The following is a 26,790-nucleotide window of genomic DNA, read 5'->3' as shown; positions in this document are numbered from 1 at the left end:
CGAACTCCGTTGGCTCCTGGGCTACTTATCGGATGGGGGAGCGAAAACTTGAGAGGATGCCTCGTCGTGAGACATTTGGGGGAATGTCCGGCCTCACCGGGGGGCAGCTTCTGCTTGCACCACACTTGTCAGACACGGTAACCTTAATCGATTTTTTTTGCGGTCATTCGACAGTCAGATCAATACGTTCGAACCGTTATGGAAGGAGGACATCATGGGACTACGACTGGGCGATGACGCCCCGAATTTTACAGCTGAAACGACGGAGGGGCCGATCAATTTCCACGAGTGGCTCGGGGGCGGGTGGGGGATCTTGTTCTCGCATCCCAAGGACTACACGCCGGTCTGTACGACCGAGTTGGGGTACATGGCCAGGATCAAAGGGGAGTTCGACAAGCGCGGCGTGAAGATCCTCGCCATCAGCGTGGATCCGTTGGATTCACATCGCGGCTGGATGAAGGATATCAACGAAACCCAGAACTGCACCGTGGCCTATCCGATCATTGCCGATCCGGAAAAGAAGGTCGCCGACCTGTATGACATGATTCACCCGAACTCGCTGGATAGCATGACGGTGCGATCGGTGTTTGTGATCGGGCCCGACAAGAAGATCAAGTTGATGCTGACCTATCCGGCCTCCTGCGGGAGAAACTTCGACGAATTGCTGCGGGTGGTGGATTCCCTTCAGCTCACGGCCAAGTACAAGGTGGCGACCCCGGTGAACTGGAAGGACGGGCAGGATTGCATCATCACCCCTGCGGTGAATGATGCGGAAGCCAAGACGCTCTTCCCGAAGGGGTTCAAGACCATCAAGCCCTATTTGCGCGTGACCCCGCAGCCCAACAAGTAGAGGTTGCGGCATTCTCGCTGAACCACCGGGAGGAGCCGGCTTGCCGGCCGACTCCTCCCCGGTTGCTCCATTTCATCTCTCTTGCTTTCAGCGTCCGCTGGCCCCCTCATGTACCGGGGTCTCAGGATGTGTGGCCGTGCATTCTCGGCATAGCTGACTGCCGCGCATGCCGATCAATGTGTCACACCAGGAGTAGGCCTGCTTGCCTGGTGATCTCCCAGGCGGCGGTCCCCGTGAATCGCTCAAAGGCCCGAGCGCCGGAACCAGGGAAAGACGCCCGGACATCGGCCAGGCGCGGGTAGATGCCGTCTCTCCTAGACGACGACGGCGTTGAAGCCCGGATGAGGGTGAGGAGCCACTCGGCCTGTGCCGGAGAGAGTGTCAGTGAGAAATCTTCCGTTCGGGTGGGAAGGACGATTCTGGTTCGCGTCTTTCCCGGCGACAGGACAACGGGCTGGCCGCCGATCCAGACACAGCGGCGCTCGGCCGTGAGCGAAACGGAGAATGGTTCAGCAAGGGCCTGCTTGAGCCAGGTGCGGGCGACGCGGGGCGGTTTGACGCGATGCGAGAACCATCGCTGTACCGGAAGCTCGAGACCTGCCTGCTCGATATAGTTCAAGACCGCGTTGCGAAGACCTTCTCCGAGCCAGGGTGGGCAGGTCGCGCGGGAGTCGGCATGGCGAAGATCGTTTTCGGCAAACCCGGCAAACACCGGCCCGAGAATGGTGAGGCCTTCGGCTGCCGGATTGATTCCGATGGGGCTGTGTGCGGTGGCCGTGAACTTGTGCCAAAAGGCGGATTGCAGCAGGTTGCCCGCAAACAGTTGGCGCACGCGTTCCAACGAATCCACGGTGTCGGCAATGGTCTCACCCGGGCATCCGTACATCAGATAGGCGTGGACGAGAATACCGGCCTGACGAAAGGCCGCCGCTACCCGCGCGGTCTGGTCGACGGTAATTCCCTTCTTCATCTGTTCAAGCAGACGGTCCGAGGCCGCTTCAAGTCCGGCGGTCAGCGCAATGCAGCCGGATGCGGCCAGGAGCCGTGCCAGATCGGGCGAGAAGGCTTCCTCGAAGCGGATGTTGCCCCACCAGGAGATAGTCTGGCCCGTCTCCAGCAGACGAAGCGCCAAGGCTTTTAACGCTGCCGGCGGCGCGGCTTCGTCGACAAAGTGAAAACCCCGCTGTCCTGTTTCGTTGATCAAGGTGTCGATTTGCCGGAGCAACTGGTCGGTGGGCGTCGTCTCGTAGCGCGCAATATAATTCAATCCCACATCGCAGAAGGTGCATTGCTTCCAGTAACAGCCGTGGGCAACGGTGAGTTTGTTCCAATGTCCTTCGGACCACAGGCGGTGCATCGGGTTCAGACTGTCGAGGATGGAGAGGTAGTCGTTCAACGGCAGTCCGGTATATGTTGGAGTGCCGAGTTCCTGCATCGGCACGTCCGGCTCCGTGTTGCCGTCCTGAAATGACACCCGGCCGTCCACCAGTGCGAACGTCCGGCACAGCCTGCTGAGGGGGCGTACGCCGGACAGGAAGTCGAGGAGACAGAGGAGTGGTCGCTCGCCGTCGTCGAGCGTCACGTAATCCACGTATTGGAACAATCGAGGGTCCTGCAATCGCCGCAGCTCCGTATTCACGTAGCCACCGCCCAGCACAACCTTGGTGGCGGGTTGCTGAGTCTTGATCGCTTGCGCAATACGCAAGGCGCCGAACAAGTTGCCGGGGAAGGGGACAGTGAGGCCGACGAGATCAGGAGCTGTGCGAGCGAGGTGTGGCCCGAGTGCCTCGAGGAGCAATTCGTCGGTCAAGCTCAACGGTTGCGACAGGGCTTCTTCAATCCGGTCGAAGGAAGACGTCGCCCCCATGATCTGCTCGGCGTAACGATTCAAAAACAGATGAGGCGCGACGGTTTCGTGAAGCAGGTCCGTCAGATCTTCGATGTACAAGGTCGCCCGGTGGCGGGCTGCGTCGGCCGGTGAGCAGGCGTGCAGGGCTCCTCCGGGTCGCTGATCGGCGGCAAAGCGAGGGCCCTCCGGCAGGAATCCCGGCCTGGCCAGGTGAGGAGCCAACATCGGATCTTTTCCTTGAAGGAAGGCCACGACCGGCTCGATGGTCGCCAGGTAGGCGTCCTCGAGAGCCAGAATTTGCTGGACCTCTCCGGGCCAGGCCGCATCCCTCTGCTTGATCCGGTGAAAGGCCTTTCCAAGTCCAGGGCGTGAAAAGAGGCGCAGGATCATGTCGAGGCCGAGATCAGCTTGTTGTGCCTGATATCCGCGAGAACGCAGGAAGCCCGTCAAGTAGGCCGTAGCCGGGTAGGGGGTATTAAGTTGCGTGAGGGGTGGAATGACGAGCAGAATTCGCGGCTGAGCCATGGCTGGGACATACCACACTGCATGTGGTGGCTGCCAGTCGCATCGATAGTGTCTCGGGAGATCTTTTCAGGCCGCGCGAATGGAGGACTGGATAAAGTAGCCGGTCCATCGTTTGAGCTGAAAGTACTCGACCACTTTGCTCGGCAGCTCGCCGCGAGTCATGCCACGGAGGATCGTCAACTCTGGCTGTGACTGGAGATCCGCGGTGACTGGCTCTCCGGTCGGGCCATCCTCGTCGTAAAGGAGGACGAGCGGTTTCAACCGATACTTGAAGTTGATGTTGAGTACCTGGGCGAACCGTCCGTCCGAGAGGGAGAGGACGGTTCCTGGCGGATAGACTCCCAGGGTTTGGATCATTGCCACCAACACATCCGCGGCAAACATCTGCTTCTGGTACTTGTACATGGTCGAGAGTGCCTCGGCCGGCGAGAGGGCCTCTTCAGGGTAGAGGCTGTTGACCAGCGAGTCGTAGTGGTCCACCGCGCTCACGATTCTGGTGGGGAGCGAGAGTTGGTCCCCTTTCAGCTTCTCGGGGTAGCCCGAGCCGTCTAGCCGCTCATGGTGACTGCGGATGACATCCAGGACTTCTTCCGGGATGTGAGGGAATTTTCGGAGCATCTCCACGCCCAGGTAGGGATGAAGCTGATACTTCACGTTTTCAACTTCTGACCGGCGTGCGCGGGTTTGGAGGATATGTCTCGGGATGCGATGTTCTCCGATGTCCAGGAGGAGGCCGGCCATACCGATCATCTGCAGCGCCTCCTGGTCGATATCGAACTGCTGAGCGACCAGCATGGAGAGGGTGGCGACATTCATGGCACGGATGACAGAAGCATTCTCCACATCTTCAGGGTCGAAAGCGCTGGCCACGGTGCCGGCTGCTTCCGTGTTGGAGAGAAGGATGTTGAGTCCGCCGATCATCGATTCCGCGCAACGGATTCCCTCCGCAGATCCGTTCGAGAGTTCCTTCATCATCTTCGAACTGGTTCCGAGCATCTCGCGGTAGGCCTCGGACGCCATCTGCGCCGACTGGTGGTAATCGCCCTGCGTCGGCTTCTCTCGCTCGTCAGGAGGGGAAACCGGCTCGGTTGTTGCTTCCTCCTGGTGCCCTTGAGCGGGGCTCTCCGGTGCCGATTGATGCTCGGCCGTTGCTTCGATCGGAACTCCTTCTCCCTCCGTGTCGGGATCCGATTCCCGTGGGTAGACCAGGACGGTGCCTAACCCGAGGCCTTTGATCGTGTCGATCTGACTTTGTGAGGTCAGCTTGAAGGATCGTCGCGGAAAGGGGTGCCGAAACCAGGAGCAGTTCAGATCGACATACATGCCCACGCGAAGGTACTCGGGACTGAGCTTCATGCTGTCGGACGTATCGACCTTCGTTGGATCGTTGGACGTTTTTGCGAGCGGCATGACCTTCTCGTGCACGAACTGATTATTGGGACCTACGTAAGGACTTTAGGCTATGGCCTGTATCGGTGACAACCGAATGAAACTTGATGAAAATCGTGAGTCTTGCTGGTGACGCCCATTTAGACAGAGAAGCGAAGACTTGGTCCGAGGGAGAGAGGCCGGAGCAGTAACAGTTCGATTGTGCGCGGTAATGAGGCGGCATAGATCATACAAAACAATTAGTTATGAATGATACGTGATGTGTATCTAGATGGGGGATTCAAGGGTGGGCGGTTTCGATCAAACGTCGAAATGTTCGGCATGCGTCGCGAATTTGTGTGGGTTCACGGCGTATGTCGCTGCCGAGAATGAAGACGACATCGGAGCCGTACAGCGCCATCATCTCATCAATGCGTGAGGCGTTCATCCTGCCTGCCGCGGTTGGAAACGTCGAGGAGAGCATCCCGAGCCGGGTTCGGCAGGCCTGCGCAATGCCGCGACAATCCGTGTGGGTGATGGGATACGTCAACCCGTATGTCGGGTAGATGGAGACGTCCGCACCGGCAAAGCGAGGTAGAAGTCCGAACAGGACGGCCGGGGCGATGCCACTGTCCGGGCTGACGTAGTGACTCCCGAGAAAATCCGGGTGCAGGATCAGAGGCAAGCAGGGAGCAGAAAGTCGAGAGAGCGTGGCGACGGCATCGTACCCTGTCAGTCCTGGGCAGATCAGGAGCGCGCCTGCCCCGGCGCTCTTGGCCAGAGTAGCTCGTTCGAGGAGCTTCGGCCATGGCCCGAAGACGTGCGGCGCGTAGAGGCAGGTGCGCCCGGTCTCTTTCGAGGCCGAGGTGATGGCTTCGGCACAACGTGAGACGCGTTCTTCGAATGGACAGAACGGATGATCGCCCAGGCTTTGATCATCCTTGATGAGGTCGACTCCGCCGAGGGCAAATTCATAGGCCAGTGTCGCGAGTGCATCAGGGCTGAGGCCGAGTGGCTTCAGGACCGCGCAGACCAGCGGTCGCGCTGGAACCTCAAGTTGTGCGCGAAGTCCTGCGATCCCGAGCCGCGGGCCGGCCATCCGGGTGAGGGCCACATCGGGAAGGATCAGATTTACGAGACGCACTCCTCCCTGTAAGCTCGCCATGCCGAAACTCATGTGCAGGAGCGTACTCATGGTGCCATCAAGCAGTTCGATAGGAAATGTCAGCGAGGCGGCATGCACCTCGTCGTCGAGACCTTCGAACTGTTCCACTCGCCCCAACAGTTCATTTCTGATTGGCCCCGGGGGAATGACATGGTCCGCTGCCTCGACGGTCTGGTCGATACAAAGAAGATCAGCGCGTCGACGTGCGTCTGCGGCCGATCCCTGAAGATGGTATTCCACAGTGAAGCGTTGCCCTGAAAATCGTAGTTGGTCAGCAGTCATGATGCCTTCCTCCCGTTGCACTTCTGACGGACGAAAGGGTACCGTATCCGCGCGTGGGAGGGTAGGGCTGACTTGTCATGAGACTGAAGACCCTGGCGACAGGTAAGGAGCGAGGGATGCAACAGCGGTTGGCGGCACGACCAGCGGGTCCGGTCCGAGCAATTCTCTGGGGGCTAGTCGGCCTGCTGCTTGTCGGGGGATGGCATCAGGTTGTCCATGCCGCGTCGCGTCTGGTTGACCTGACGTACAGTTTTGATGAGACGACCCTCGTGTGGCCGCGCAATCCTCCATTTCACCGGGACGGGAGTCAGCGGGGCGGAACGGCCGATGAAGCATGGTATGCGACGGGACAGGTGGCCCTGTCGGAGCATGCCGGAACGCATATGGATGCGCCGATCCATTTCGCGCAGGGTCAGGTCGGAATCGACGGGATTCCGGTTGAGCATCTCATGGGGCCTGCGGTGGTGATCGATGTGCGTGCCGCCGCAGGGAAGGAAGAGGACTATCGGTTAGCCCCGGCTGATCTGCATCGTTGGGAGGCGCAGTATGGGACCATCCCGAACGGTGCCGTCGTGATGATGTTGACCGGCTGGGGAGCGCATTGGCAGCATCGGGAGCGCTATTTCGGCAGCGCGACGCCCGATGCGCCCACGACGCTGCATTTTCCGGGATTTTCCGAAGAAGCGGCACGGTTCCTGGTGACCGAACGACACATCTCCGGCATCGGGATCGATACGCCGAGCATCGACTATGGTCCGTCGCAGGACTTTGTGGTGCACCGCATCGTCAATGGCGCCGGCCTGTACGGACTGGAAAACGTTGCGCGGCTCGATGAGCTTCCAGCTTCCGGCGCCACGTTGATCGCCCTGCCGATGAAAATCGCCGGCGGGAGCGGCGCTCCCGTACGAATCCTAGGAATTCTGCCTGAATAACTTTAGCGCGGAGCTCTTTGCTAAGGAAACGGCGTGAAGCCGTGTGATGCATACGTGCGTCGAGGAACCGGGCCAACATCGTATGTGAAGGTCTGTGCTAGGGGATGACAGTCTACACACTGTATAGCGATTTTAATTGTCCCTTTTGTTACGCATTGCATGAACGGTTGCACGGGCTTGAGGTGATGGACCAGATCGAGTGGCGGGGCGTGCAGCATGCCCCGCATTTGCCGGTGCCGATGGTCACGTGGGGCGGGCATTTGGGTGTCGAACTGAAGCAGGAGGTCGAGATGGTTCGCCGGCTCGCGCCAGAGCTGCCTATCATCGTGCCGATGGGCAAACCCAATACGGGCCGTGCGATCGCCGCCGCCGCTCGGGCGCTGCACCTGGATCACTCGCGCGGGAGTGTGTTTGTGCGTGCGTTGTATCGACGGTTCTGGTGCGACGGTCAAGATCTATCGGATCAAGAGGTCCTGCGGAAGGAAGCCCTCCGGCAAGGATTTACCGCAGAGGAGCTCGTCGAGGCTGGTGCCACGCCGGTGGATCGACTTCTCAACACGTGGGGCGACCAGTGGGAGGAAACGGAGCATCAGGGAATTCCGCTGCTTCAGCGCCAGGATGGTCGGTTATTAGTGGGGCTGGTTTCTCTGGAGACACTGAAAACGTTTCTCGCCGGCACGTAAGTCTTCGTGTCTCGTTGTTCCCTTGAGGTCAACGTCTCAGTCGCGTAGTCTCCCTCGCTCCCACACTGACCCCTCCTGCAGCAAGTGCCGAATCAGTTTGCCCTCGATCACCTCCGTGGTAAGAGTGGGTTGGTAGACAGGCGCTTCGGTCCTGCCTTGCCGTTCATCTCACGGGAGTGATCCATGAAAACACCATCCTGGGTTCTGGCTGCGGGTATCCTCACGGTCCTGAGCAGTCACGCCGCGGTCTCGAAGGCGTCGGCTGCGGACGCCGCACCCACTGTGGCCAAGTCTCCGACGGTTTCTCCCGAGGCGAAACAGGATGAGGAGAAGACCGAGTGGTATGTGAGTGTCTATTTGCAGGGGAGTCGTCCCCTGAATCGTCCGGTGCGGTTGCAGGAAGATCCCTTCGCCAATACTGATGTGCAAGGTAGATTAGGCGGCGGACTGAAGGTAGGATTCTTTCCGGCCTTCACAGGGCGGCTCGTCGGGCTGGAAGCCGAACTATCCGGCCTCGACGGCAAGGTCAACGCGCCCACGGCGACGACCGGTGGGGTGACGAGAAGCGCGAACTTTCGCCTCCAATCCATCAATGCCATGGCGAATGTCCTGTTGCGCTACCCGGGCGAGGTCATTCAACCGTATATCGGAGTCGGAGCCGGTTTATCTGGAGGGTTCGCACGGGATCTGAACCTGCAACATAGCTCCATCGGCACGGTCCATGAGAATGCTGCGGACGGGGCGTTGGCCTATCAGTTCATCGGCGGGCTGCGTGCCAATGTCGGCGAACGTCTCTTCCTCTTTACCGAGTACAAATATTTTGTGGCGAACTATCAATGGGAAAGTGAATTGGCGAACGGCTCCCGGGGTCCCTCCTTCACCCTGAACTCTCGGATGCACGTGATCGCCGGGGGGCTTGGGTTTCATTTTTAATCCGCTTCTTCAGTGCTCTTGCTGCAGTTTGTGGTGAGCGCGCGCCCTCCTTTCGTTCTTACCAGGATTCTTCGAGGCGGCTAGAGCCGTTGCGTCCGCCGCCACCTGCTTGCAGGGTGGCGCGCGTGAAGCATACAATACCCCCAGCAGGCAGCTCACTCGATGACCGGGAGGCATGCGCTGTGTTCTGGGATAGGCGACAGTCTGCGCAACAACCGGATAGCCTCTGTTCCTTCTGCGGCAAACCTCAAAATTCCGTTCAGTCCTTGATCTCCAGTCCCGAGCCGTATACCTGCCGGTCATGCCGGACATCCTCTCCGCTCGTGATCTGCGAGGAATGCGTTGAACGCTGCTCCCTCTCGCTGGCCCAGGGCAAGCAGGGTGGTACGCAGGGGCCCTCCTCGTCACTTCCGCCGCTCCTGCCCAAACCAACCGAGATCAAGGCCGCACTCGATGAGTATGTGATCGGGCAGGAGCATGCCAAAAAGGTGCTCTCGGTCGCCGTCCACAACCACTACAAACGCATCGCCAATAGGGAACGCCTCAAACACGTCGATCTGCAGAAGGGCAACATTCTGATGATCGGGTCGACCGGGACCGGGAAAACACTCCTCTCCCAGACCCTGGCCCGCATTCTTCACGTCCCCTTTACCATCGCCGATGCCACGGCGCTGACCGAAGCCGGATATGTAGGGGAGGACGTCGAAAACGTCGTTCTCAAATTGCTGCAGAGCTGTGACTATGATGTTGCGCGGGCAGAGACCGGTATCATCTACATCGATGAAATCGACAAGATCAGCCGCAAGTCCGAGAACCCGTCCCTGACGCGAGATGTCTCAGGCGAGGGTGTACAGCAGGCCCTGCTGAAACTTGTGGAGGGTACGATATGCAATGTGCCTCCGAAAGGGGGCCGGAAGCATCCTGAGCAGGACTATATTCGTGTGGATACGACAAACATCCTGTTCATCGCCGGTGGGGCGTTCGTCGGACTCGACCAACTCATCGGGCAACGGACGATGCCCAAGAGGTTAGGGTTTGGGGCGCTCACTTCCAGCCGAGAGATCGACGGCCATACCGAGATGCTGCGCCATGTGCAATCTGAAGATTTGCTGAAGTTCGGTCTCATTCCCGAGTTCGTCGGCAGATTCCCCGTATTGACCACCTTGGCAGACCTGGATGTGCCCGCGCTCATTCGAGTCTTGACCGAGCCCCGCAATGCCCTGGTGAAACAGTACCAAGCCCTGTTTGAGATTGAAGGCGTAGAATTGCAGTTTACCGACTCGGCGGTCAAGGCGATCGCTCGTCGGGCGGCGGTGATGAAAACCGGCGCCAGGGCGCTCCGTACGATCCTGGAAGAAGTGATGTTGGATCTGATGTACGATGTTCCTGCATTGGTCGGCGTCAAATCCGTGATCATCACGGAAGACGTGATTGCCGGAACTCAACAACCGCAGGTGCTGACCTAAGCCCCTCCGGCACGATGGCCCGCATTCTTATCTACGGAAAGCGGGTGCCGCACGCCGGTTTCCATTCGGCACAATCGTATCCCCTTCTCTTGATGAAACAAGAGCGTCTGGGCACTGCGGGCAGTCGGATTATGCGGCGTGCCTGGTTCGCTGGTGGCTTGTAGTGGCCGTGTTGTCTCGAAGAGCGGAAATCATTCGCCGCTTCTCCGATTCACTTTCGCCCGCCATCGACCAGGCGATCAGCCACACAAGCGCAATCATCGTCCCCAGACCAATGATCTCGACCATAGGGCACCTCCGGCAAGTAAAGAGCAGGCTCCTGTGACCTGCTGTTAGGCTTCTAGTCGGCTGCGGAAAAGCTCGATGATTGCGTCATACGTCGTATTTCGCACAGGGGCCGTCTCGCGTCAGAATCGCCCGCAGGATGCGAAAAATGGCTGTCCAGCAAGGCCGCAGCGAACGAAGAGGCGAATCGTACTCGCGCCGTACGGTGAGCCTCTGAGCGATGCGAGAACGCCGCTGGCGGACTTTTTCCGCATCCTGCTAGGCGGCTTGGCGAGGGCTGGCTTTCGCGTGAGTGCCAGTCTCCTTCGTTCCCTCGATGCTTCCACCCGAGGTCTTAGGCGATCCGTTCCGGACGGAATAGGCAATGTCGATACACACAAACAGAGTCGCCACCATCGCCAAGAGTCCTGCTACGATTCCCCAATACACTCCTGACATAGGTCACGCACTCGCGGCTGTACTGCGCGAGTCCTTTTGTGTCACGCCCGACCTGCCGTGGTGATTTCGTGTGGCGCTCCGGCGGGGGCGTGGCTTCCTTACGGTGGATGATCCGGATGCAACGAGTAACGGGAGTTCGCCAACGGACCAGGTCATTCTGCGCGTTAGTGCGATCAGAGATCCCACGAGTGTCTCAAACAGCGATGCGCCTCGTGGCGCCCGCAGCACGGGGATCGATTCTTCGACCTCTGCATTCCGTTCAGCTGGCGTCGCGAACTCGGACGAGGTCCGCTCAAGGTAGTCGGGAATGCGAAAACCGAATGGGGCAAGCCCGGCTACAGAAGGCAACTCGGCGTGAACGTTGGGAAGAGTGCGTGGTGAGTAAAGCGTACACCTGCCCTGTCCGTCCCGCTGGATTCGTGCTCCACGGAAGAACATGACAGCCACCTCCTGAATGAGGCGGATCGGGTATGAACGAGACTAAATTCTATGCCTTGCGTCCGAACCAGTCAAGCATGCGCACAGCGATGGCAAGTCGATCTGCTTCGACGACGGCGAGCACCATGTCACCGAGAACAGCAGCAACCTCAGTCCGCCAGCCGGTGAACCCAAGATGAACAGGGGAAGAAAAGTCGCTAGATCGTGTCTAGATTCAGGGAGGCGTCGGGTTGCCGGGGCTTGGAGGATTTGAAACGTAATGTCAGTTCCGGTTCTTTGCTTTCGGGTGAAAGGTTGAACGACCCTTCAGCGCTGAGGTGTTCCTGCGAGCGGGATTTACCATGAGGGAAGAACTTCAGTCGGAATTCTCCCTTTCGTGGTCCCGTGGAGCCGTTGCCCGGCAGCATGCCGTTGATCTCGACATGTTCCCGCAATGTGGCGAGCGCTTGGCTGTACAGGTCGCACAGGAGCCTTTCGGGCATCAGGCCCTTGCATACGATACCCTGGTCCGAGTTACGCGGTTCGTCGCTCAATGCAGCGTGGAGGCTTGTTGTTGAGAGGAAGAGCGCGGTGATGAGGATTGAGGAGATGATCCAGATCCGCATGCAGTCACTCTATCGGGAGGGGAAGGATCCCGTCAAGCCGCAGGCACTTGACGGCGGGAGAGGCTCAACGGCAGGGTCGACGGCCCAATCTAGCAACGGGTGAGGAGCTTCTCGTTCCGATTCCACTGCGATACGGTGCCGCTTGTGTCGGTCAGTTCCAGTTTATCCTGGGACAAGACACGGACTGAAAGTGGAGCAGTCTTGCTCTGGGCCACGACGAGACGGAAGCGATCCTGTTCCTGTTCAAGGCGGCCGGTCTGCGAGGTCGCTTTGTAAAATTCGGACACGTTGGCTGCGGTGATCGTCCAGACAAATTCCTCCTGGCGATCGACGAATTTTGACGATCCCTCCCACGTTCCTACCAGAGACGGTTCAACCGGGGGGAGCCGCTTGACGGCCAGCTTGTGTGGAACGGCCGTAAACGATTGCCAAAGTAGGGGATCGAATTTGCTGGGTGTCTGATTCTTGGGGAGTTTATCCCAGGTCACGCTCAAAATGCCGGTGGTGGAAAACCGATCAGCGTTCGCCACCTGGTAGGTTCCATGCAAAATCTCAGGGTAGGACTCGGCTTCCCAGCGACCACGGCCTGCGGTGACCGTCCCCGGCATCACGATGGCGGTCGTCAGGGTCCAGGTGCCGCGTTCGCTCAAGGCAAGGTGCCCCTTCCCGTACATCAGGCCCACGGGCATGCATCCGTACCAATCACCGGCCCACTGAGAGGGGGTACCAGTGATTCCAGGCTCCGTCGCAGCGGAGGGCGTGCGGATCGGGGCGCCGAGCCTCGTTGCCGCGACCTTGGCCAGATTCGTGACCGCCGCTTGTGGATTCGTCTGTTTGGACGAGGTGAGCGAGAGCGTGACCAGCGCATCCGCTTTTAAGAACGTCAGTTGGATACCGCCGATCGGTGAGCGGAGGGTAAACGCGCCGTCGCCCACGCCGGGAACCGGCTGATGGCCGGCTTTGGCACGCTGATCGTGAAAGAGGCTTTTCTTGTCCCCGTCGGGTCCGGAGTCCAGCTCGACCACCACGGTTTCCTGCGGGTTTCGTTTGGCCTGATAGAGACATTGCCGGTCGTTCTGGCGTAGACCAGGGGTGACGGGTGTCCCGATGGCGAGTTCCACGTCGGCCTCAGTCACGATGAGGCAGGCATTCAAGTTGTTCGAGAGGGCCTCATTCGACTGTGAGCAACCGAAGACCGTCGCGCTCAGCAGGAGGGCATAACAGGCACGGCATATCGTGGACGAAAGATTCATGGAGTGGCAAGTCTAGGAGCGTTTCGCGACAAATTGCAAGTTGTGCAGATGATCCGTGCCGGATTGATAGCCGATGCAGGAGAGGCGACCGTTCTCGTTCACGACGCGACAAATTTCAGAGACAGGCCATTGATGCAATACCGCAGACCAGTAGGTCTGGGGCCGTCGTTGAACACATGGCCTTGATGGCCGCCGCAGCGAGCGCAGTGGACTTCTGTGCGCGTCATAAAGAATTTACTGTCGGTGCGCGTCTCCACCACCTTCGGATCGATCGGTTGCCAGAAACTTGGCCAGCCGGTGCCGCTATCGAACTTATGTTCCGACGAATAGGCCGGGAGGTCGCAGCCGGCGCAATGGTAGATGCCGGGCTGGTGATTGTCGTGCAACGGGCTGGTAAATGCCCGTTCAGTGTCCTCGTGCCGGAGGACTTGGTAGGCGGCAGGGGACAGCTGTTTCTTCCACTCGTCGTCGGTCTTGGTGACTTTCACGATCGGTCCGATCTCTATGTGTGCCGGCATGGTCATCTCCTTGGATAGGGCGTCGTGGCTGGGCATCACTGACGCCGGTACCTGTCACCTTACAGATGTCTGTACGGAAGGGCAAGGCGAACGGATGCGTCGTGGAAGCGTGAAGTTCAGGGGGGATGGCCATCAGTCACGGGGAACAAGGCCCCGGCCGTTGAGCCGGGGCCTTGAGTATCACGATGCGCGTGATGTCGTCACTGGTTCAGGTCGTTCCGCCGAGGAACGGGAATCCTGATTGAATGCCGCCGGCAGCACCTCCTCAATCCGTTCGACAGGGAGAATCGTGAGTTCATCCCTGACTTCCTGCGGCACCTCTTTCAGGTCCTTCTCGTTGGCCTTCGGGAGGATGATGCGCCTGATCCCGGCTCGATGAGCCGCCAGCACCTTCTCCTTGATGCCGCCCACCGGCAGCACCAAGCCCGTCAGGCTGATCTCTCCGGTCATGGCCGTATCGCTTCGCACCGGCTTGCCGACATAGGCCGAAGCCAGCGCCGTGGCCATGGTGATTCCGGCGGACGGGCCATCTTTCGGGATGGCTCCGGACGGGACATGGATGTGCACGCCGTTGCGTTTGAAGCGCGAGATGTCCAGTCCCATGCTTTCGGCATGCGACCAGAGGTAACTGCGCGCCGCCCGAGCCGACTCCTGCATCACGTCCCCCAATTGTCCGGTCAGGGTCAGTTCGTGGCTGCCGGGCAAGAGGGTCGTTTCGATGTAGAGCACATCCCCACCGGTTGGTGTCCAGGCCAATCCTGTCGCAACGCCGGCCGGCAGGTTTTTCCTCGCCTCTTCCGGCTGGAACCGTTCCTGGCCGAGCCATTCATCCAGGAGTGCTTCCGTGATGTCCACCGGTGATGCCGCCGAATCCACCGGCCTATCGGCGAAGGTCACCGCGACCTTCCGCGTAATGCGGCCCAGCATCTGCTCCAACTGCCGGACTCCCGACTCCCGCGTGTACCGGCTGATGATGTGGTCGAGCACCTGGTCCGGTAGCGTGACGTCTTCAGCCCGTAGACCGGCTTCCTTCAGCCGTCTCGGCCAGAGATAGCGCAGCGCGATCTCGCGTTTTTCCCGCTCGCTGTACCCGTTGACCCGGATGATCTCCATCCGGTCCAACAGAGGCTGAGTGAGCGTCTCTAACGTGTTGGCCGTCGTAATGAAAAACACCTTCGACAGATCAAACGGCAAATCGAGATAGTGGTCGCGGAACGTGTGGTTCTGCGCAGGGTCCAGAATCTCGAGCAATGCCGACGCAGGGTCGCCGCGGAAATCCCGTCCCAGCTTGTCGACTTCATCCAGCATGATGACCGGGTTATTGACTCCCGCTCGTCGGACTGCCTGGATGATGCGGCCGGGCAACGCGCCCACATACGTGCGGCGATGACCTCGCAGTTCCCCTTCGTCATGGAGTCCGCCCAGACTGAAGCGTTCGAAGGTCCGCCCCATCGACTTGGCGATCGATTGCCCCAGGCTGGTCTTTCCCACGCCGGGAGGGCCGACCAGGCAGAGAATGGGCGCCTTGGCGGAGGGGTTCAACTTCAAGACCGCCAGATGTTCCACAATGCGCTCTTTGACTTCCTTGATGCCGTAGTGATCCTCGTTGAGGACATTTCTTACGTGCGCCAGGTCCAGCCCTTCCTCGGAAGACTTGTTCCACGGCAGTTCCAGTACGAGTTCGAGATAACTCCGGATCACTTGATGTTCGGGGGAGGCGCTGGGCGTCTTTGCCAGTCGAGCCAGTTCCCGATCGGTTTCCTTGCGAACGTGCTCAGGAAGACCGGCATCCTGAAGCTTCTTCCTCAGGGCTGCTACCTCGTCTTCTTCTCCGGTCACTTCGCCCAGCTCTTGCTGGATCGTCTTGAGTTGTTCGCGCAGCAGGTACTCTCGCTGGGTCTTGCCGAGTTTCTCCTTGGCTTCGCTGGTGATCTTGTCGCGCAACTGGAGGATCTGGACCTCGCGGGAAAGCGCCGCATAGAGCCCCCGCAGCAAGTCCGCCCTGGTGGAGGCCTCCAGCAATTGCTGCTCGCCGTCGAGCGTCAGATTCAGCAAGGAGGCGATGCGGTACGCCAGGGTCACGGGATCCTCTTCCGTTCCCAGTGCCGCCACCGCTTCATGCACACCCGGAGTCTGAATCAATTTCGGGAGTTCCGTGATGATGTCCAGAATCGCCCGGTGTAAGGCCTCGACTTCCGTGCTCCGTTCCGCCGGCGCAGGAAGCTGCTTCACGCGCGCTTGGAGGTAGGGGTCCACTTGGTCGAGCTTGAGCAAGACGAACCGCTCCAGGCCCTGGATTAAGATATTGTAGTGACCTTCCGGAGCTCTGGCCGTTTGTTTGATGACGGCTTTGGTCCCGATCGAGTAGAGATCTTCCAAGGTCGGTTGATCGGTTTGTGCGTCCCGTTGGGCCACGACGAGCAGGGTCTTGTCTTCTGTCTTGAGCGCTGCCTCCACGGCGGCGATCGACCGGTCGCGTCCCACCGTCAGCGGCATCATCGTACCGGGAAACAGCACGGTCCGCTTCAACGGGAGTATGGGAAGATGCGTGAGTATGGGCGTGTTGAGATCAGTCATGTCTTCCTCCAGGGTTCTCGGAAGATCTTCGCGTTACAGCGGGAAGGATTGCGGCACATCCGCTCTCACGCCGATCACCGTTCTTTTAGATAGCCACGGGGAGAGGTGAGTCAAGCGCCGGTCTTGAAGAGGCGAGTGAACGATGGATAGTCTGGAGCCGGCGCGGAGAAGAGTCTATGCGCGGGGGTACGAGGTCCGCACCGCTAGCAGGCTGCGGAAAAACTCGATGATTGCGTCATGCGTCGCGTTTTGCACACTGGCCGTCAGGCGTCAGAATAGCCCCCAGGATGTGCAAACAGGCCGTCCAGCAAGGCCGCAGCGAACGAAGAGGCGAATCATACTCGTGCCGTACGGTGAGCCTCTGAGGTTCACGTCGCGCGGAATAACGCGCGGCACGTTTGTGAACGCCGCCGAGCCGGTGAGGTGGCCGTGTCTTGCGAGAACGCTGCTGGCGGGCGTTTTCCACATCCTGTTAGCGGTCGATGAAGAGGCTGCCCTGGTTCTCCAGATAGGTTCGCCGATTGAGCCGTTCGGGCCGCGCCCCGGCTTTGGCGGAAGGCACGGAGGAATAGTCATCTCGTCCTTCGAGGTCCAGAAACGCGCCGACACTCGTATCAGCGCCAAGCCCGAGCCCTCGGCTGATCGCATATTGATCGGCTCCGCCTTCTTCGATGAAGAGCCCCCATCCGCCTAGGTCGGCCATGCCTAAACCCGTCGAGGTCGGCAGGTCATAGAAGTCGCTGTCCGAACCCCCATCGACGGCCAGGGCCACGCTGCCGTCCCAGGCGGTGCCGCCGTTGTAGAACGGACCTCTTGAACCATATCGGTCCTTGCCCTGGTAATCAATGGTCAGGCCCACTCCGAAATGTGCCGCACTGCCGTGGCCATACCGCGCCGCCTGATGCTCGTCGTCTCCCGCCAGATCGAGTTTCACGCCGACTCCGAAGAAATAGCCGTGTCCCTGGGAAAAGTTCGCGCTGCGATACCGGTCGCGACCGGCCAGGTCGATCAGGAGGCCCCAGCCGCCGGCCAGACTCTGGGCCCGTTGCGCCGGTTGTTTGCTGAAGACGCGAAGCCCGGCACCCGTTCCAAGCCCAAAACAATCGTATTGAAACGAAGGGTCTTGCGGGCGCGCGTGCGGAGCCTCAGTCTCGTTGTAGGCGCTGGGGTATCGTCCGCCGCACTCGTACGCATCGTGTCCGGCCACGTCGATCAACGCCCCGACGCCCAGCGGGCCTCCAAATCCGAGCGCGTAGCCGTAGCTCGTATACCGGTCGTCGCCCGCACGGTCAACCAGGAGGCCGAATCCCCCGAAGGCCGCCCCCTGGGTAAACCGGCTGCCTTCATAGACATCATGGCCTTCTCCATCATACAGGATGCCGAGCCCCGCGAGGCCGACTCCGCCGGAGCCGGGGGTCAAACGATAGGTATCGTCGCCTCTCTGGTCGATCACGATGCCGATCCCCGCACGTCCGGTGGCGAGGCCCAGCGGAGCCGGTTGATACGTGTCGTTGCCGCTCAGGTCGATCACGATGCTGTTGCCGAGATCACTGTTCGGGCTGGCACCGATGACTCCGCGGTAGCTGTCGTTGCCTCCCAGGTCGATGATCAGCGCCGCGCCCCTATCGAGGTCGTACGTATTGGGGCCGTATCCCCCGATGACAAGCAACCCGTAGGACGTCTGCTGTATCAGCAGGATGTCCCCGGTGATGCCGGGGATGCTTTGCGCGACCGGTTTTCGGTGCTGCAGGGCAATCTCCAGCTGCTGGAGAAATTTTCTGTTCCCGAGCCGGGCTAATCGTTGGGCGGCGGTGATGAGTGAGCCGTAGTCGACTTGCTGCATGAGCAAGGTGGCGTAGGTGACTGCTGCCTCCGCCTCTGCCAGGTGGGCCGGTGGCGTGATTTGCGGCGTGAACTGCTCGACGAGAGGCCGGGCGTGAGAAAAGAGAAACTCCCGATCCTGCGGCGACAAATGGCGCAGCGCCTGCTCGCGGTCCTGGTAGGCCTGTTCGAGCACGTCCGTGAGAAACGTCAGCAATTCCTCGCTGGCCAGGGTGACGGGAAACGTCAGCGGCGCGAAGGAGGCACCGGTGCGATCCATGCCTCCTTCCAGAATGTCGATCACGGCCGGCAGCCCTTCGACACCTGATTCGGCAGCGGTCGAGGCTAACAGTCCAGCCTGTTCGAGTGCGGCGAGACCGTCCCAGGGATCAGCCAGCGTACGCAGGACGAGGTTGCGTTTGAATTTCGCCGCCTTGTTGGATTGATCGGCCAGGCTTTTTCGCAGGGCCGGAAGGGTGACGTTGAGATTGTCTTGCAGTTCCGGTTCGACAAGGTTTTTCAGCCGTGTCACCATGGCCTGTTGCTGCCGGTCGATCTGTTGGTCCGGCGGTGGTGTGACGGCGAACAGGGTGGAGAGCCTGGCACAGCCGCCCAATAGGACCGAAAGCGCCAAGACCATGAGGAGGCCGAGGTGCCGATGCGGGACCGCGGGGCGCTTCCTTTCTGGAACGACAGTCCGAATGGCACCGTGGCGCTGTGGATTGGTTGAGCGGTGGCCGGGCTGAGGAGCGGCGCCGATCACAGGTGTGCTCCGAGAATGTGCAGGTGCAGGGTACTCACCGGTTACTCAAAGGAGGGACTGTCATGAGGGGGGAGGATGCCCGCATCGCGCAGACACTCGTCGGCCCAGGCTCGAATATCGTGTGCCGCCAGATAGCTCCGCATGCGATGCATCCGTTCCCGGCGCTCCTGCAGCGGCATTTCCAGCGCCTGGCGAATCGACTCGGCTACACCCTCGGGGTCGTACGGGTTGATGACCAACGCGTCGGTCATTTCTTCCGCCGCGCCGGCCATGTGGCTCACCAGTAACACGCCCTTCTCATCCACCTGGCTGGCGACATATTCCTTCGCAACCAGGTTCATGCCGTCATAGACGGAACTGACCAGTGCCAAGTCCGCCATCCGGTAGTACGCCGCCAAGGTGTCCAGGCCGATCCGCCCTTCGCGGAATTCGACCGGCCGCCAACGCGAAGCGTGAGAGCTGCCGGGATTGGAAATACTGCTGTAGCGCATGTTGATGTCGTTCACCGTTTCGCGGATCAATTCACGGTAGCGTCGATAGGCTTCCACGTCCCCTCGGGTCGGCACCGCGATTTGAATAAAGGTGAACCGGCCCCGGTATTGCGGGAACTGCTGGAAGAATGCATCGATGGCCCACAGGCGTTTGAGCAGCCCCTTTGTATAGTCGAGGCGGTCCACCCCGAGCCCAATGCGCACCTCCGGCTGAAAGACATGCAGGTTGCGAAGGACATCCATTGAACGGGTGACCTGAGGTGATTGGGCCCGCTCGGACCACGTCTGAAAGCCGATGCTGATCGGGCGGGACACGACCCTGGTCGCATGGCCCTTATACTCGAGGTGACCGTCGTCCGCGTGAAGGTCCGCGCCCAGGAACTCTTTTGCGCATTCGACGAAGCAATGAAGAAAACTTTGTGTCTGGAACATCAGCAGATCGCAGGTGAGCAGGGATTCCAGCACTTCGCGTCGCTCCGGCAGAATGCGAAAGGCATCCGGGCCCGGCCAGGGGATATGCCAGAACATTGCGACCGGCTGTTTGGGCAACGACGCCTTCACCATGCCCGGGAGCAGCGCCAGGTGAAAATCATGCACCCAGACGAACCCGGGCTTCATCTGAAGTTCGCCCAGCACCACTTCGGCGAAGCGGGCATTCATGGCTTGGTAGGCGTGCCAATAGAGCTTGCGGTAGTCGACGCGATCCAAGGTCAAGTGGCACAAGGGCCAGAGCACCTGGTTCGCGTATCCTTGATACCCGCCTTTGATCTCGCCCGATTCCAGCCACACGCGACGGAGTCTGTACGTCGGGGCGTCGGGCGGGACTTCAACGGTCATGTCCTGATCCACCACGTCGCGGTCGGCCTTGCCGCTGCCCCAGGCAATCCAGGTCCCGCCGAGACGCCGCATCATTGGGTCCAGCGCCGAGACGAGCCCTCCGGAGGTCCGTTCCCAGATGAGGTGGTTTTTTACCAGACGATGTTCGTAGGGCTCACGATTCGAGACGATGATGAGGCGTGCGAGGGAGAGATCGCTTTCGCGCTGTGCCGCTTCGAGGGGAGCGTGAGACGTGTTCACGTGCCACCCTCACTTTCCCTGTGAGCTGGTGTCAGCTGTGTCCTGACCATGGATTGAAAATAGGAGCCTTTCGCCCGGCTGTCAAGCAGGGAAGCGTGAGACACAAGAGCGTATGGCTGATGCTCGATAGCGAGAAGGGCACGATGCCGGGGCCGGTCGGTCGGGGCAGAAATGAAATATTGAGAAGGTGCCTGGCTCCGGTCTGCGGAACTCAGATTCCGGGCTGGTAGCTATCGGCTATCTGCCATCTGCTCTTTTCTTCCGGGGGCTGCCCGTCACCATGCGGAACTCGAAGAGACGGCATTCGATCGCGCCGTTGAAGAGAGGAACGCGGCGGGAAGGGGCCAACCGCAGCTGCCCGGGAAGTTTCATGTCGGCGGTAAAAATCTGGACCGTCCAGTTGCAGAAATGTTTCTTCAGGTGATCGCCGAACTGCGGGTAGAAGGCCTTGAGCGATTCGCTGTCCCCCATGCGCTGGCCATAAGGCGGGTTGGTGACAAGCAGGCCCGTTTCGGCCGGTGCGAGCAGTTGCCGTGCATCACCTTGCCGTAACGTGACGAGTTCGCTGCATCCGGCGATGGTCAAATTGGCTCCGATCGACGTGAGGGCGGTGGCGCTGTGGTCGGCGGCGTGGATCAGGCCTGGTGTACCGTCGATTTCCCGTTCTTTGAGTTCGACGCGAAGCGCCTCGGCTGGGCGGGGATCATATGAGAGTAGTTTTTCGAACGCGAACCGGCGACCGATGCCGGGGGCGACCCGACGCGCCATCAACGCGGCCTCCACCACGAAAGTTCCGCTGCCGCACATGGGATCATAGAGCAGGGTGTCCGGCGTCCAATTGGCAAGACGCAAGATCCCGGCTGCAAGATTTTCCCGAATCGGCGCCTCCCCGGCCGACTTCCTCCAGCCCCGCTTGAACAGTGGCTCGCCGGAGGTGTCCAGGTAGAACGTGCACTGGGTGCTGTCCAGGTACACGGCGATCAACATGTCCGGCGCATGGGTGTCCACCGACGGGCGTCTGCCTCTGGCATACTGAAATCGGTCACACACCGCGTCCTTCACACGCAGGGTGACGAAGTCCAGACTCTTGAGCGGGCAGTGGTGCGCGCTGACCTTCACTTTGATCCGCTGCTGCGGCGTGAACCAGTCCTGCCAGCGGATGGCGTGGGCCGCGTCATACACATCCTGTTCGTCGCGATAACTGCCTTCGGCGATACGCAGCAGAACACGGCTGGCAATGCGGCTTTCGAGGTTCACGCGGTAGCAGAGGGTGAGGGGACCGGCAAACGCGACACCCCCTGCGGTCGGCTTGATATCGGCCGCGCCCAGGTCCGCCAGTTCCTGGGCGAGCACTGGCTCAAGGCCTCGGGGGCAGGGTGTAAAAAAAACGTGAAGTGTGTTATCCATTTCTGTCGTTCCGTCGTCCTCATCGAGGGGTTTCATGAAGTTTTGCAGCGAATGCGGGGCCGAGCTGTCGACACGAATTCCTCCAGGCGATAATTTGCCGCGGTTCGTCTGCGATACCTGTCAGGTCATCCATTACATCAATCCGAAAATCGTCGCCGGCTGCATTCCCGAATGGGAGGACAAGATCTTGCTCTGTCGCCGGGCGATCGAACCGCGGATCGGTCACTGGACCTTTCCCGCCGGCTTCATGGAAATCGGAGAGAGCACCGAGCAGGCGGCGATCCGCGAGACTCTCGAGGAAGCCCATGCCGACGTGGAAATCACGTCTCTGTATGCCGTGTTGAGCCTGCCCCGCATCAGCCAGGTGCATATGGTGTTTCGCGGTGTCCTGCACAAACCGGAGTTTAAACCTGGTACGGAAAGCTTGGATGTCAGATTGTTCGCGTTGGACGAGATTCCCTGGGACGACCTGGCCTTTCCCGTTATCCACGAAGCCCTCGAACGCTACGTGGCGGACGTAGCCCGCGGCACCTTCCCCATGCATTTCGGCAGCGTCTTCCCCCGGATGAAATCGTAATACGCTATAAGAGCTTATGGCGTATGGCTGATAGTGTATGGCAAGACATCAAACGGTGTACCGTCCGTGATCCGTTACGGCTTTGACTCTTTCTATCGGTCATCGGTTCTTCTCTTGCACCATCAGCTCCCCTCCACGAGCTAGTTGCGGCCAGGCATGATGAGCCCCAACTCATTGGCCGGCGGATGCACGAACAGGAATCCCTTGTCTGCCTGAAAATCCACCGTCATCCCACTGGTCCGGTGCGCGCTGGCCCTGTCCAAGGCGACCGTGACTCCGTCAATCTGTTCCACCGCGTCATCCTCACGGGTCGTTGATTCCAGGGTGATCGACAGCGAGAGGCGTTGCGCGTTCACGTCGCGCAGGGCGATCCGCACGATAGGGTCCTCCGGATGTTCCTGGATCAACGTGCGCAAGCGTTCGAGTGCCGTTTGGGTGAGGGTCAGCATCGTCACGCTCCGAATGCCCGGCCTGAGGGCGGGCTGTGTTGAATGTAGTGAATGTCTACCAGCTGCTCGGCCCGGTCGATCGAGTAAAAAATCCGCCAGTCGCCGACCGCATACTTATGGATGCCGGGAAGATCGGCCGCGACCGGTTCGTGCCGTAAATTGTCGACGTTCGAGGCCAGCCATTTCGTCTTGTCGAACAGCCGTTGCGCCATGGCTGGCTCGGCGGCGCTGAGATCGCCCACCACATCGGGCCGGAACGCGAGACGAAACCAGGGCATCGCTACCACCGCAGGCCGAGCTTGTCGGCCACTTCGTCGCCCGTGAGACGCTCCGTCGAGGCGAGGGACTGTTTGAGGCGGTCGCGGACGGATTCCCCGAGCGGCGCGCCGAGATCGGGGTCGCCGATCAACGTGCGCAACCGGTCATCGACCAGGCCCTGCACCAGGTCCTTCAATTCTGCCAGTGTGAGCTCAGAAAGCTTGTGTGTCGGTTCCGTCATTACATCACCAAAATCTTGCTGGGAGCATACGGGGGCGGTTACGCCAAATGCAAGAATCCCCGCCGATCGCATCCAGAAAACTTCGGCCTGGCCACCTGAATCGTGACCCCGGATGTCACGGTAGGGTGGTAGGGTAGAAACTCTCGCGCAGTCGCTTGTGTGGCGCCGGCCGAAGCAGTATTCTCCCGTGGAACTAAAAGGACAGGTACTTACAGCGGCAGAGCATCAGCGCGAAGGATCATATGACCGACGGAAGCTTCAAAGATATCGAGAAACTCGAAACCTCACTCTGGGAAGCGGCGGATAACCTCCGGGCTAATTCCAAGCTGACGTCCAACGATTATTTCATGCCGGTCCTCGGCGTGATTTTTCTGCGCCATGCGAAGAATCGTTTCGATGTCGCGACTGAACAGATTGATGCAGATCGAGCCAGCGGAAAGATGCCGAAGCGGAAGGTCCTGCCTGAGGACTATGTCCGCCGGCGGGCGCTGTGGCTTCCGGTGGAAGCGCGTTATGACCACATCATGTCGGAGGCGACCGTCAATCCCTCCGGTCTTCCCACGCTGGTAACCAACGCCATGACGGCGATCGAAGATGTGTTCATGCCGTTGAAGGGCGTGCTCCCGAAAGACTATGGCATCTTCGAGGCGAAGGTGCTCGAAGATCTGATGCGTCTCTTCAACAGCGAGCAGATCAAGCAAGCCACCGGCGACGTATTCGGTCGCATCTACGAATACTTCCTCGCCAAATTCTCGATTCAGAAGGCGCACGACAACGGCGAGTTCTTCACGCCTGCGTCAATCGTGCAGATGATCGTCAACGTCATCGAGCCGAACCATGGCACTATTTTCGACCCAGCCTGCGGGTCCGGCGGCATGTTCGTGCAATCGAGCCACTTCATCGAGCATGAAGGCGGCGACACGGCGAAGAAGGTCATCTTCTACGGCCAGGAGAAGAATCGAGAAACCATCCGCATCGCCAAGATGAACCTTGCCGTGCACGGGCTGGAAGGGAAAATCGCCGAGGCCATCACCTACTACCAGGACGAATACAGCCTCGTCGGCACGTGCGATTTTGTCATGGCCAATCCGCCGTTTAATGTGGATCTGGTGGATGCGGTGCGAGCCGAGGAGGACAAGCGGCGCCTTCCCTTCGGGCTGCCCGGCGTGAACAAGGCGAAGAAAGTCTCCAACGGCAACTACCTCTGGATCTCGTATTTTTAGAGCTACCTCAATAAGAAAGGGCGGGCCGGGTTCGTCATGTCGTCCCAGGCGTCGAGTGCCGGTCACGGTGAGAAAACAGTCCGGCAGAAGATCGTCGAGACGGGCGATGTCGATGTGATGATTTCCATCCGCTCCAACTTCTTCTACACTCGCACCGTCCCTTGCGAGTTGTGGCACTTCGACCGGGACAAGCCGGCGGACCGCAAAGACACAGTCCTGATGCTTGACGCGCGCAACGTCTACCGGAAGGTCACGCGCAAAATCTATGATTTTTCGCCCGAACAGATGCAGAACCTTGCCGCCATTGTCTGGCTCTACCGTGGCCAAACGGCTCGCTTCCTGGCCCTCATCCGGGACTACATCGGCCGGGTCTGCACCGAGAGCGCTGCCATACCAGCGGCAGTGGCAATCTTCGACGCCAGGCTCGCGGAGTTGCGCGGGCGTTTCGACCGTCTCGCCGCTGCCGTGGAGAAACATGAGACGCTCGACGGAGAGAAGAAACAGGTGCTTGCCGAGGCGGTGACCGAACTGCGGGAGGCGCAGTCGCTGTATGAGATTGACAGAAAACAGTTGCTCGCCGCTCTTGGCGACTTCGTCAAGAAATACGCGAAGGCCTTGCCCGACAAAAACAACGCGCAGCACAGCGCCCGTAAGAGTTATGACGCAAGCGCCACATCCATCCGCGATCTCATCAAGCAGGTGGACCTGCTCTACAAGCTTGTCGCGCGCAATGCCGACATGGGCGCTGAGTTGGCGACGGATGATGTCCTTGCGGAAGCCTACGACCGACGCGCAACGGGCAAGCTGCTCGATGATGAGCGCAAGGCTGCTGTCGAACAACTCAAGCAGGCAGTGTATTTCCACCGGCAAGTAGCCTGGCTGCAAGACCGCTTTCCGAAAGCCGAGCTTCAGGCCGTGCCGGGTCTGGTAAAGCTGGTGAACCGCAAAGAGATTGAGGCTGCCGACTGGAGCCTCACTCCCGGCCGGTATGTCGGCGTCGCGCCGCCGGAAGAGGACGAAGACTTCGACTTCGAACAGACCCTCCGCGACATCCACTCCGAGCTGGCTGATCTTAACAAAGAAGCCGTCGAGCTGGCCGCGAAGATTCAAGAGAACTTCGAGGAGTTAGGGGCATGACAGGATGGCCCGAAGTTGCGCTCGGTGCTCTCTGTGAAGTCTTTAGCGGCTACCCCTTCAAGAGCGCCCACTTCACCGACGACCCGGACGATGTCGCCTTGGTGAAAGGCGAGAACGTGGGGCAAGGCGAGATTCTTTGGGAAATTTCGAAACGCTGGCCGCGTGAGGATGCTGATGATCTTGCCCGCTATCGACTCCAGCGGGACGACATCGTACTGGCCATGGATCGGCCGTGGGTGCCTGCGGGTCTCAAGTTTGCTCGGATCGGCGAGTCGGATCCGGAAGCGCTCGTGGTGCAACGGGTCGCAAGACTCCGTGCCACAGGGGACCTCGACCAAAGATTTCTCTACTATGTGATCGCATCTTCCGACTTCGTCGCATATGTAAAGAATGCCGCCCGCGGTGTCGGCGTGCCACACGTTAGCGGTAAGCAGATTGCCGAATTCCGTTTCGGACTACCCCCACGTGTGGCTCAAGAGGCAATCGCCGACATCTTGTCCGCCTACGACGACCTGATTGAGAATAACAAACGGCGGATGGCGCTGCTGGAGGAGGCGGCGCGGCAGCTCTACCGCGAATGGTTCGTCCGTCTCCGCTTCCCTGGCCATGAACATACCCGCATCACCAACGGCGTGCCGGCGGGATGGAAAAAAGTTCCATTTGAATCAGCATTAGTTCTACAGCGTGGTTTCGATTTGCCAGTGCAGGATCGGGAAGATGGCGACGTACCAATCTATGGCTCAACCGGTATCAATGGCTTTCACAACAAGGCGAAGGTTGTTGGGCCGGGGATTGTTACTGGTAGAAGCGGAACCCTCGGGGAGGTGCGCTACATTGAGGGTGATTTCTGGCCCTTGAACACGGCTTTGTGGGTCAAAGAGTTCCGCCGAGTGCCGCCGCTCTTCACGCTATTTCTGATGCGTGAGATGGACTTGAAGCAATTTAATGGTGGGGCATCGGTTCCGACACTTGATAGGAAAACAGTGCATCGAACCGAAATTCTTATGCCGCCGAAACCCCTTGTCAGATCGTTTGATGAATTTGCCGCCCCGTTGTTTCAGCAAATCGGTTCATTGACAGCACAAATTGAAAAGCTTCGCGCCGCCCGCGATCTACTGCTGCCGCGTTTGATGAACGGAGAGATTGCGATCTGACCGTTCCGACATTACAAACGGAGCG

The 26,790-nt window shown here is 59.8% G+C and carries 21 protein-coding genes and 1 pseudogene; 8 read left to right on the top strand and 14 right to left on the bottom strand.

Features of this window, described 5'->3' with window-relative positions; translation table 11 throughout:
- Positions 1-214 precede the first annotated feature (214 nt).
- Positions 215-850 carry a peroxiredoxin gene (locus KJA79_RS07675; protein WP_213041452.1) on the top strand — a complete coding sequence of 212 codons (636 nt, stop codon included), beginning with the start codon at positions 215-217 and terminating at the stop codon, positions 848-850.
- 181 nt (positions 851-1,031) lie between these two features.
- Here the strand turns inward: KJA79_RS07675 and KJA79_RS07670 are convergent, their stop codons facing one another.
- The 3 genes from KJA79_RS07670 to KJA79_RS07660 form a co-directional block, all read right to left on the bottom strand.
- On the bottom strand, positions 1,032-3,224 hold the full coding sequence (locus KJA79_RS07670; protein WP_213041451.1) for a B12-binding domain-containing radical SAM protein: 2,193 nt from the start codon (positions 3,222-3,224) through the stop codon (positions 1,032-1,034).
- 66 nt (positions 3,225-3,290) lie between these two features.
- The gene (locus tag KJA79_RS07665; RefSeq protein ID WP_213041450.1) at positions 3,291-4,634 is read right to left on the bottom strand and encodes a cyclic di-GMP phosphodiesterase; all 1,344 of its coding nucleotides are present in this window, start codon (positions 4,632-4,634) and stop codon (positions 3,291-3,293) included.
- A 259-nt stretch (positions 4,635-4,893) separates the two neighbouring features.
- Positions 4,894-6,039 carry a RuBisCO large subunit C-terminal-like domain-containing protein gene (locus KJA79_RS07660; protein ID WP_213041449.1) on the bottom strand — a complete coding sequence of 382 codons (1,146 nt, stop codon included), beginning with the start codon at positions 6,037-6,039 and terminating at the stop codon, positions 4,894-4,896.
- A gap of 116 nt (positions 6,040-6,155) precedes the next feature.
- Between KJA79_RS07660 and KJA79_RS07655 the strand changes: the two genes are divergently transcribed.
- The 4 genes from KJA79_RS07655 to clpX all read left to right on the top strand — a co-directional run bounded on the left by KJA79_RS07655 (position 6,156) and on the right by clpX (position 10,053).
- Positions 6,156-6,971: a cyclase family protein gene (locus tag KJA79_RS07655; RefSeq protein ID WP_213041448.1), complete on the top strand. Its 816-nt coding sequence runs from the start codon at positions 6,156-6,158 to the stop codon at positions 6,969-6,971.
- 104 nt (positions 6,972-7,075) lie between these two features.
- The gene (locus KJA79_RS07650; RefSeq protein ID WP_213041447.1) at positions 7,076-7,654 is read left to right on the top strand and encodes a DsbA family oxidoreductase; all 579 of its coding nucleotides are present in this window, start codon (positions 7,076-7,078) and stop codon (positions 7,652-7,654) included.
- Between the two features lie 183 nt (positions 7,655-7,837).
- Positions 7,838-8,587 carry an outer membrane protein gene (locus tag KJA79_RS07645; protein WP_213041446.1) on the top strand — a complete coding sequence of 250 codons (750 nt, stop codon included), beginning with the start codon at positions 7,838-7,840 and terminating at the stop codon, positions 8,585-8,587.
- A 182-nt stretch (positions 8,588-8,769) separates the two neighbouring features.
- A complete protein-coding gene (gene clpX / locus KJA79_RS07640; protein ID WP_213041445.1) occupies positions 8,770-10,053 on the top strand; it encodes an ATP-dependent Clp protease ATP-binding subunit ClpX in 1,284 nt (427 codons plus the stop codon).
- A 129-nt stretch (positions 10,054-10,182) separates the two neighbouring features.
- Here the strand turns inward: clpX and KJA79_RS07635 are convergent, their stop codons facing one another.
- The 8 genes from KJA79_RS07635 to KJA79_RS07600 all read right to left on the bottom strand — a co-directional run bounded on the left by KJA79_RS07635 (position 10,183) and on the right by KJA79_RS07600 (position 21,726).
- The gene (locus KJA79_RS07635) at positions 10,183-10,341 is read right to left on the bottom strand and encodes a hypothetical protein (RefSeq protein ID WP_213041444.1); all 159 of its coding nucleotides are present in this window, start codon (positions 10,339-10,341) and stop codon (positions 10,183-10,185) included.
- 1,070 nt (positions 10,342-11,411) lie between these two features.
- Positions 11,412-11,819, bottom strand: coding sequence for a hypothetical protein (locus tag KJA79_RS07630; RefSeq protein WP_213041443.1), 408 nt, complete (start codon positions 11,817-11,819; stop codon positions 11,412-11,414).
- Between the two features lie 89 nt (positions 11,820-11,908).
- Positions 11,909-13,072, bottom strand: coding sequence for a hypothetical protein (locus KJA79_RS07625; protein WP_213041442.1), 1,164 nt, complete (start codon positions 13,070-13,072; stop codon positions 11,909-11,911).
- 98 nt (positions 13,073-13,170) lie between these two features.
- Positions 13,171-13,590, bottom strand: a complete 420-nt coding sequence (gene msrB / locus KJA79_RS07620; RefSeq protein WP_213041441.1) for a peptide-methionine (R)-S-oxide reductase MsrB — start codon at positions 13,588-13,590, stop codon at positions 13,171-13,173.
- Between the two features lie 180 nt (positions 13,591-13,770).
- Positions 13,771-16,167: an endopeptidase La gene (gene lon / locus KJA79_RS07615; RefSeq protein WP_213041440.1), complete on the bottom strand. Its 2,397-nt coding sequence runs from the start codon at positions 16,165-16,167 to the stop codon at positions 13,771-13,773.
- A gap of 472 nt (positions 16,168-16,639) precedes the next feature.
- The gene (locus tag KJA79_RS07610; RefSeq protein WP_213041439.1) at positions 16,640-18,622 is read right to left on the bottom strand and encodes a hypothetical protein; all 1,983 of its coding nucleotides are present in this window, start codon (positions 18,620-18,622) and stop codon (positions 16,640-16,642) included.
- Positions 18,623-18,792: 170 nt separating this feature from the next.
- Positions 18,793-20,319, bottom strand: coding sequence for an alpha,alpha-trehalose-phosphate synthase (UDP-forming) (locus KJA79_RS07605; protein ID WP_213041438.1), 1,527 nt, complete (start codon positions 20,317-20,319; stop codon positions 18,793-18,795).
- A gap of 237 nt (positions 20,320-20,556) precedes the next feature.
- On the bottom strand, positions 20,557-21,726 hold the full coding sequence (locus KJA79_RS07600; RefSeq protein WP_213041437.1) for a THUMP domain-containing class I SAM-dependent RNA methyltransferase: 1,170 nt from the start codon (positions 21,724-21,726) through the stop codon (positions 20,557-20,559).
- 34 nt (positions 21,727-21,760) lie between these two features.
- Between KJA79_RS07600 and KJA79_RS07595 the strand changes: the two genes are divergently transcribed.
- A complete protein-coding gene (locus KJA79_RS07595; RefSeq protein ID WP_213041436.1) occupies positions 21,761-22,303 on the top strand; it encodes an NUDIX hydrolase in 543 nt (180 codons plus the stop codon).
- A 140-nt stretch (positions 22,304-22,443) separates the two neighbouring features.
- Here KJA79_RS07595 and KJA79_RS07590 read toward each other — a convergent pair whose 3' ends face one another.
- The 3 genes from KJA79_RS07590 to KJA79_RS07580 are packed head-to-tail and all read right to left on the bottom strand — an operon-like array spanning position 22,444 to position 23,251.
- Positions 22,444-22,752, bottom strand: a complete 309-nt coding sequence (locus KJA79_RS07590) for an iron-sulfur cluster biosynthesis family protein (RefSeq protein WP_213041435.1) — start codon at positions 22,750-22,752, stop codon at positions 22,444-22,446.
- A gap of 2 nt (positions 22,753-22,754) precedes the next feature.
- Positions 22,755-23,030 (bottom strand): type II toxin-antitoxin system RelE family toxin, encoded by a 276-nt coding sequence (locus KJA79_RS07585; RefSeq protein WP_213041434.1) that lies wholly within the window; start codon positions 23,028-23,030, stop codon positions 22,755-22,757.
- Positions 23,031-23,032: 2 nt separating this feature from the next.
- Positions 23,033-23,251, bottom strand: a complete 219-nt coding sequence (locus KJA79_RS07580) for a hypothetical protein (protein WP_213041433.1) — start codon at positions 23,249-23,251, stop codon at positions 23,033-23,035.
- A 242-nt stretch (positions 23,252-23,493) separates the two neighbouring features.
- Between KJA79_RS07580 and KJA79_RS22790 the strand changes: the two are divergent.
- A pseudogene (locus KJA79_RS22790) lies at positions 23,494-25,611 on the top strand (class I SAM-dependent DNA methyltransferase).
- Positions 25,608-26,765 carry a restriction endonuclease subunit S gene (locus tag KJA79_RS07565; protein ID WP_213041430.1) on the top strand — a complete coding sequence of 386 codons (1,158 nt, stop codon included), beginning with the start codon at positions 25,608-25,610 and terminating at the stop codon, positions 26,763-26,765. Before KJA79_RS22790 ends, KJA79_RS07565 begins: the two are co-directional and overlap by 4 nt.
- The last annotated feature ends 25 nt before the right edge of the window (positions 26,766-26,790 follow it).

The sequence above is a fragment of the Nitrospira defluvii genome, from assembly GCF_905220995.1.
Classification (GTDB): Bacteria; Nitrospirota; Nitrospiria; order Nitrospirales; family Nitrospiraceae; genus Nitrospira_A; species Nitrospira_A defluvii_C.
This window is presented reverse-complemented; position numbering and strand designations above follow the sequence as displayed.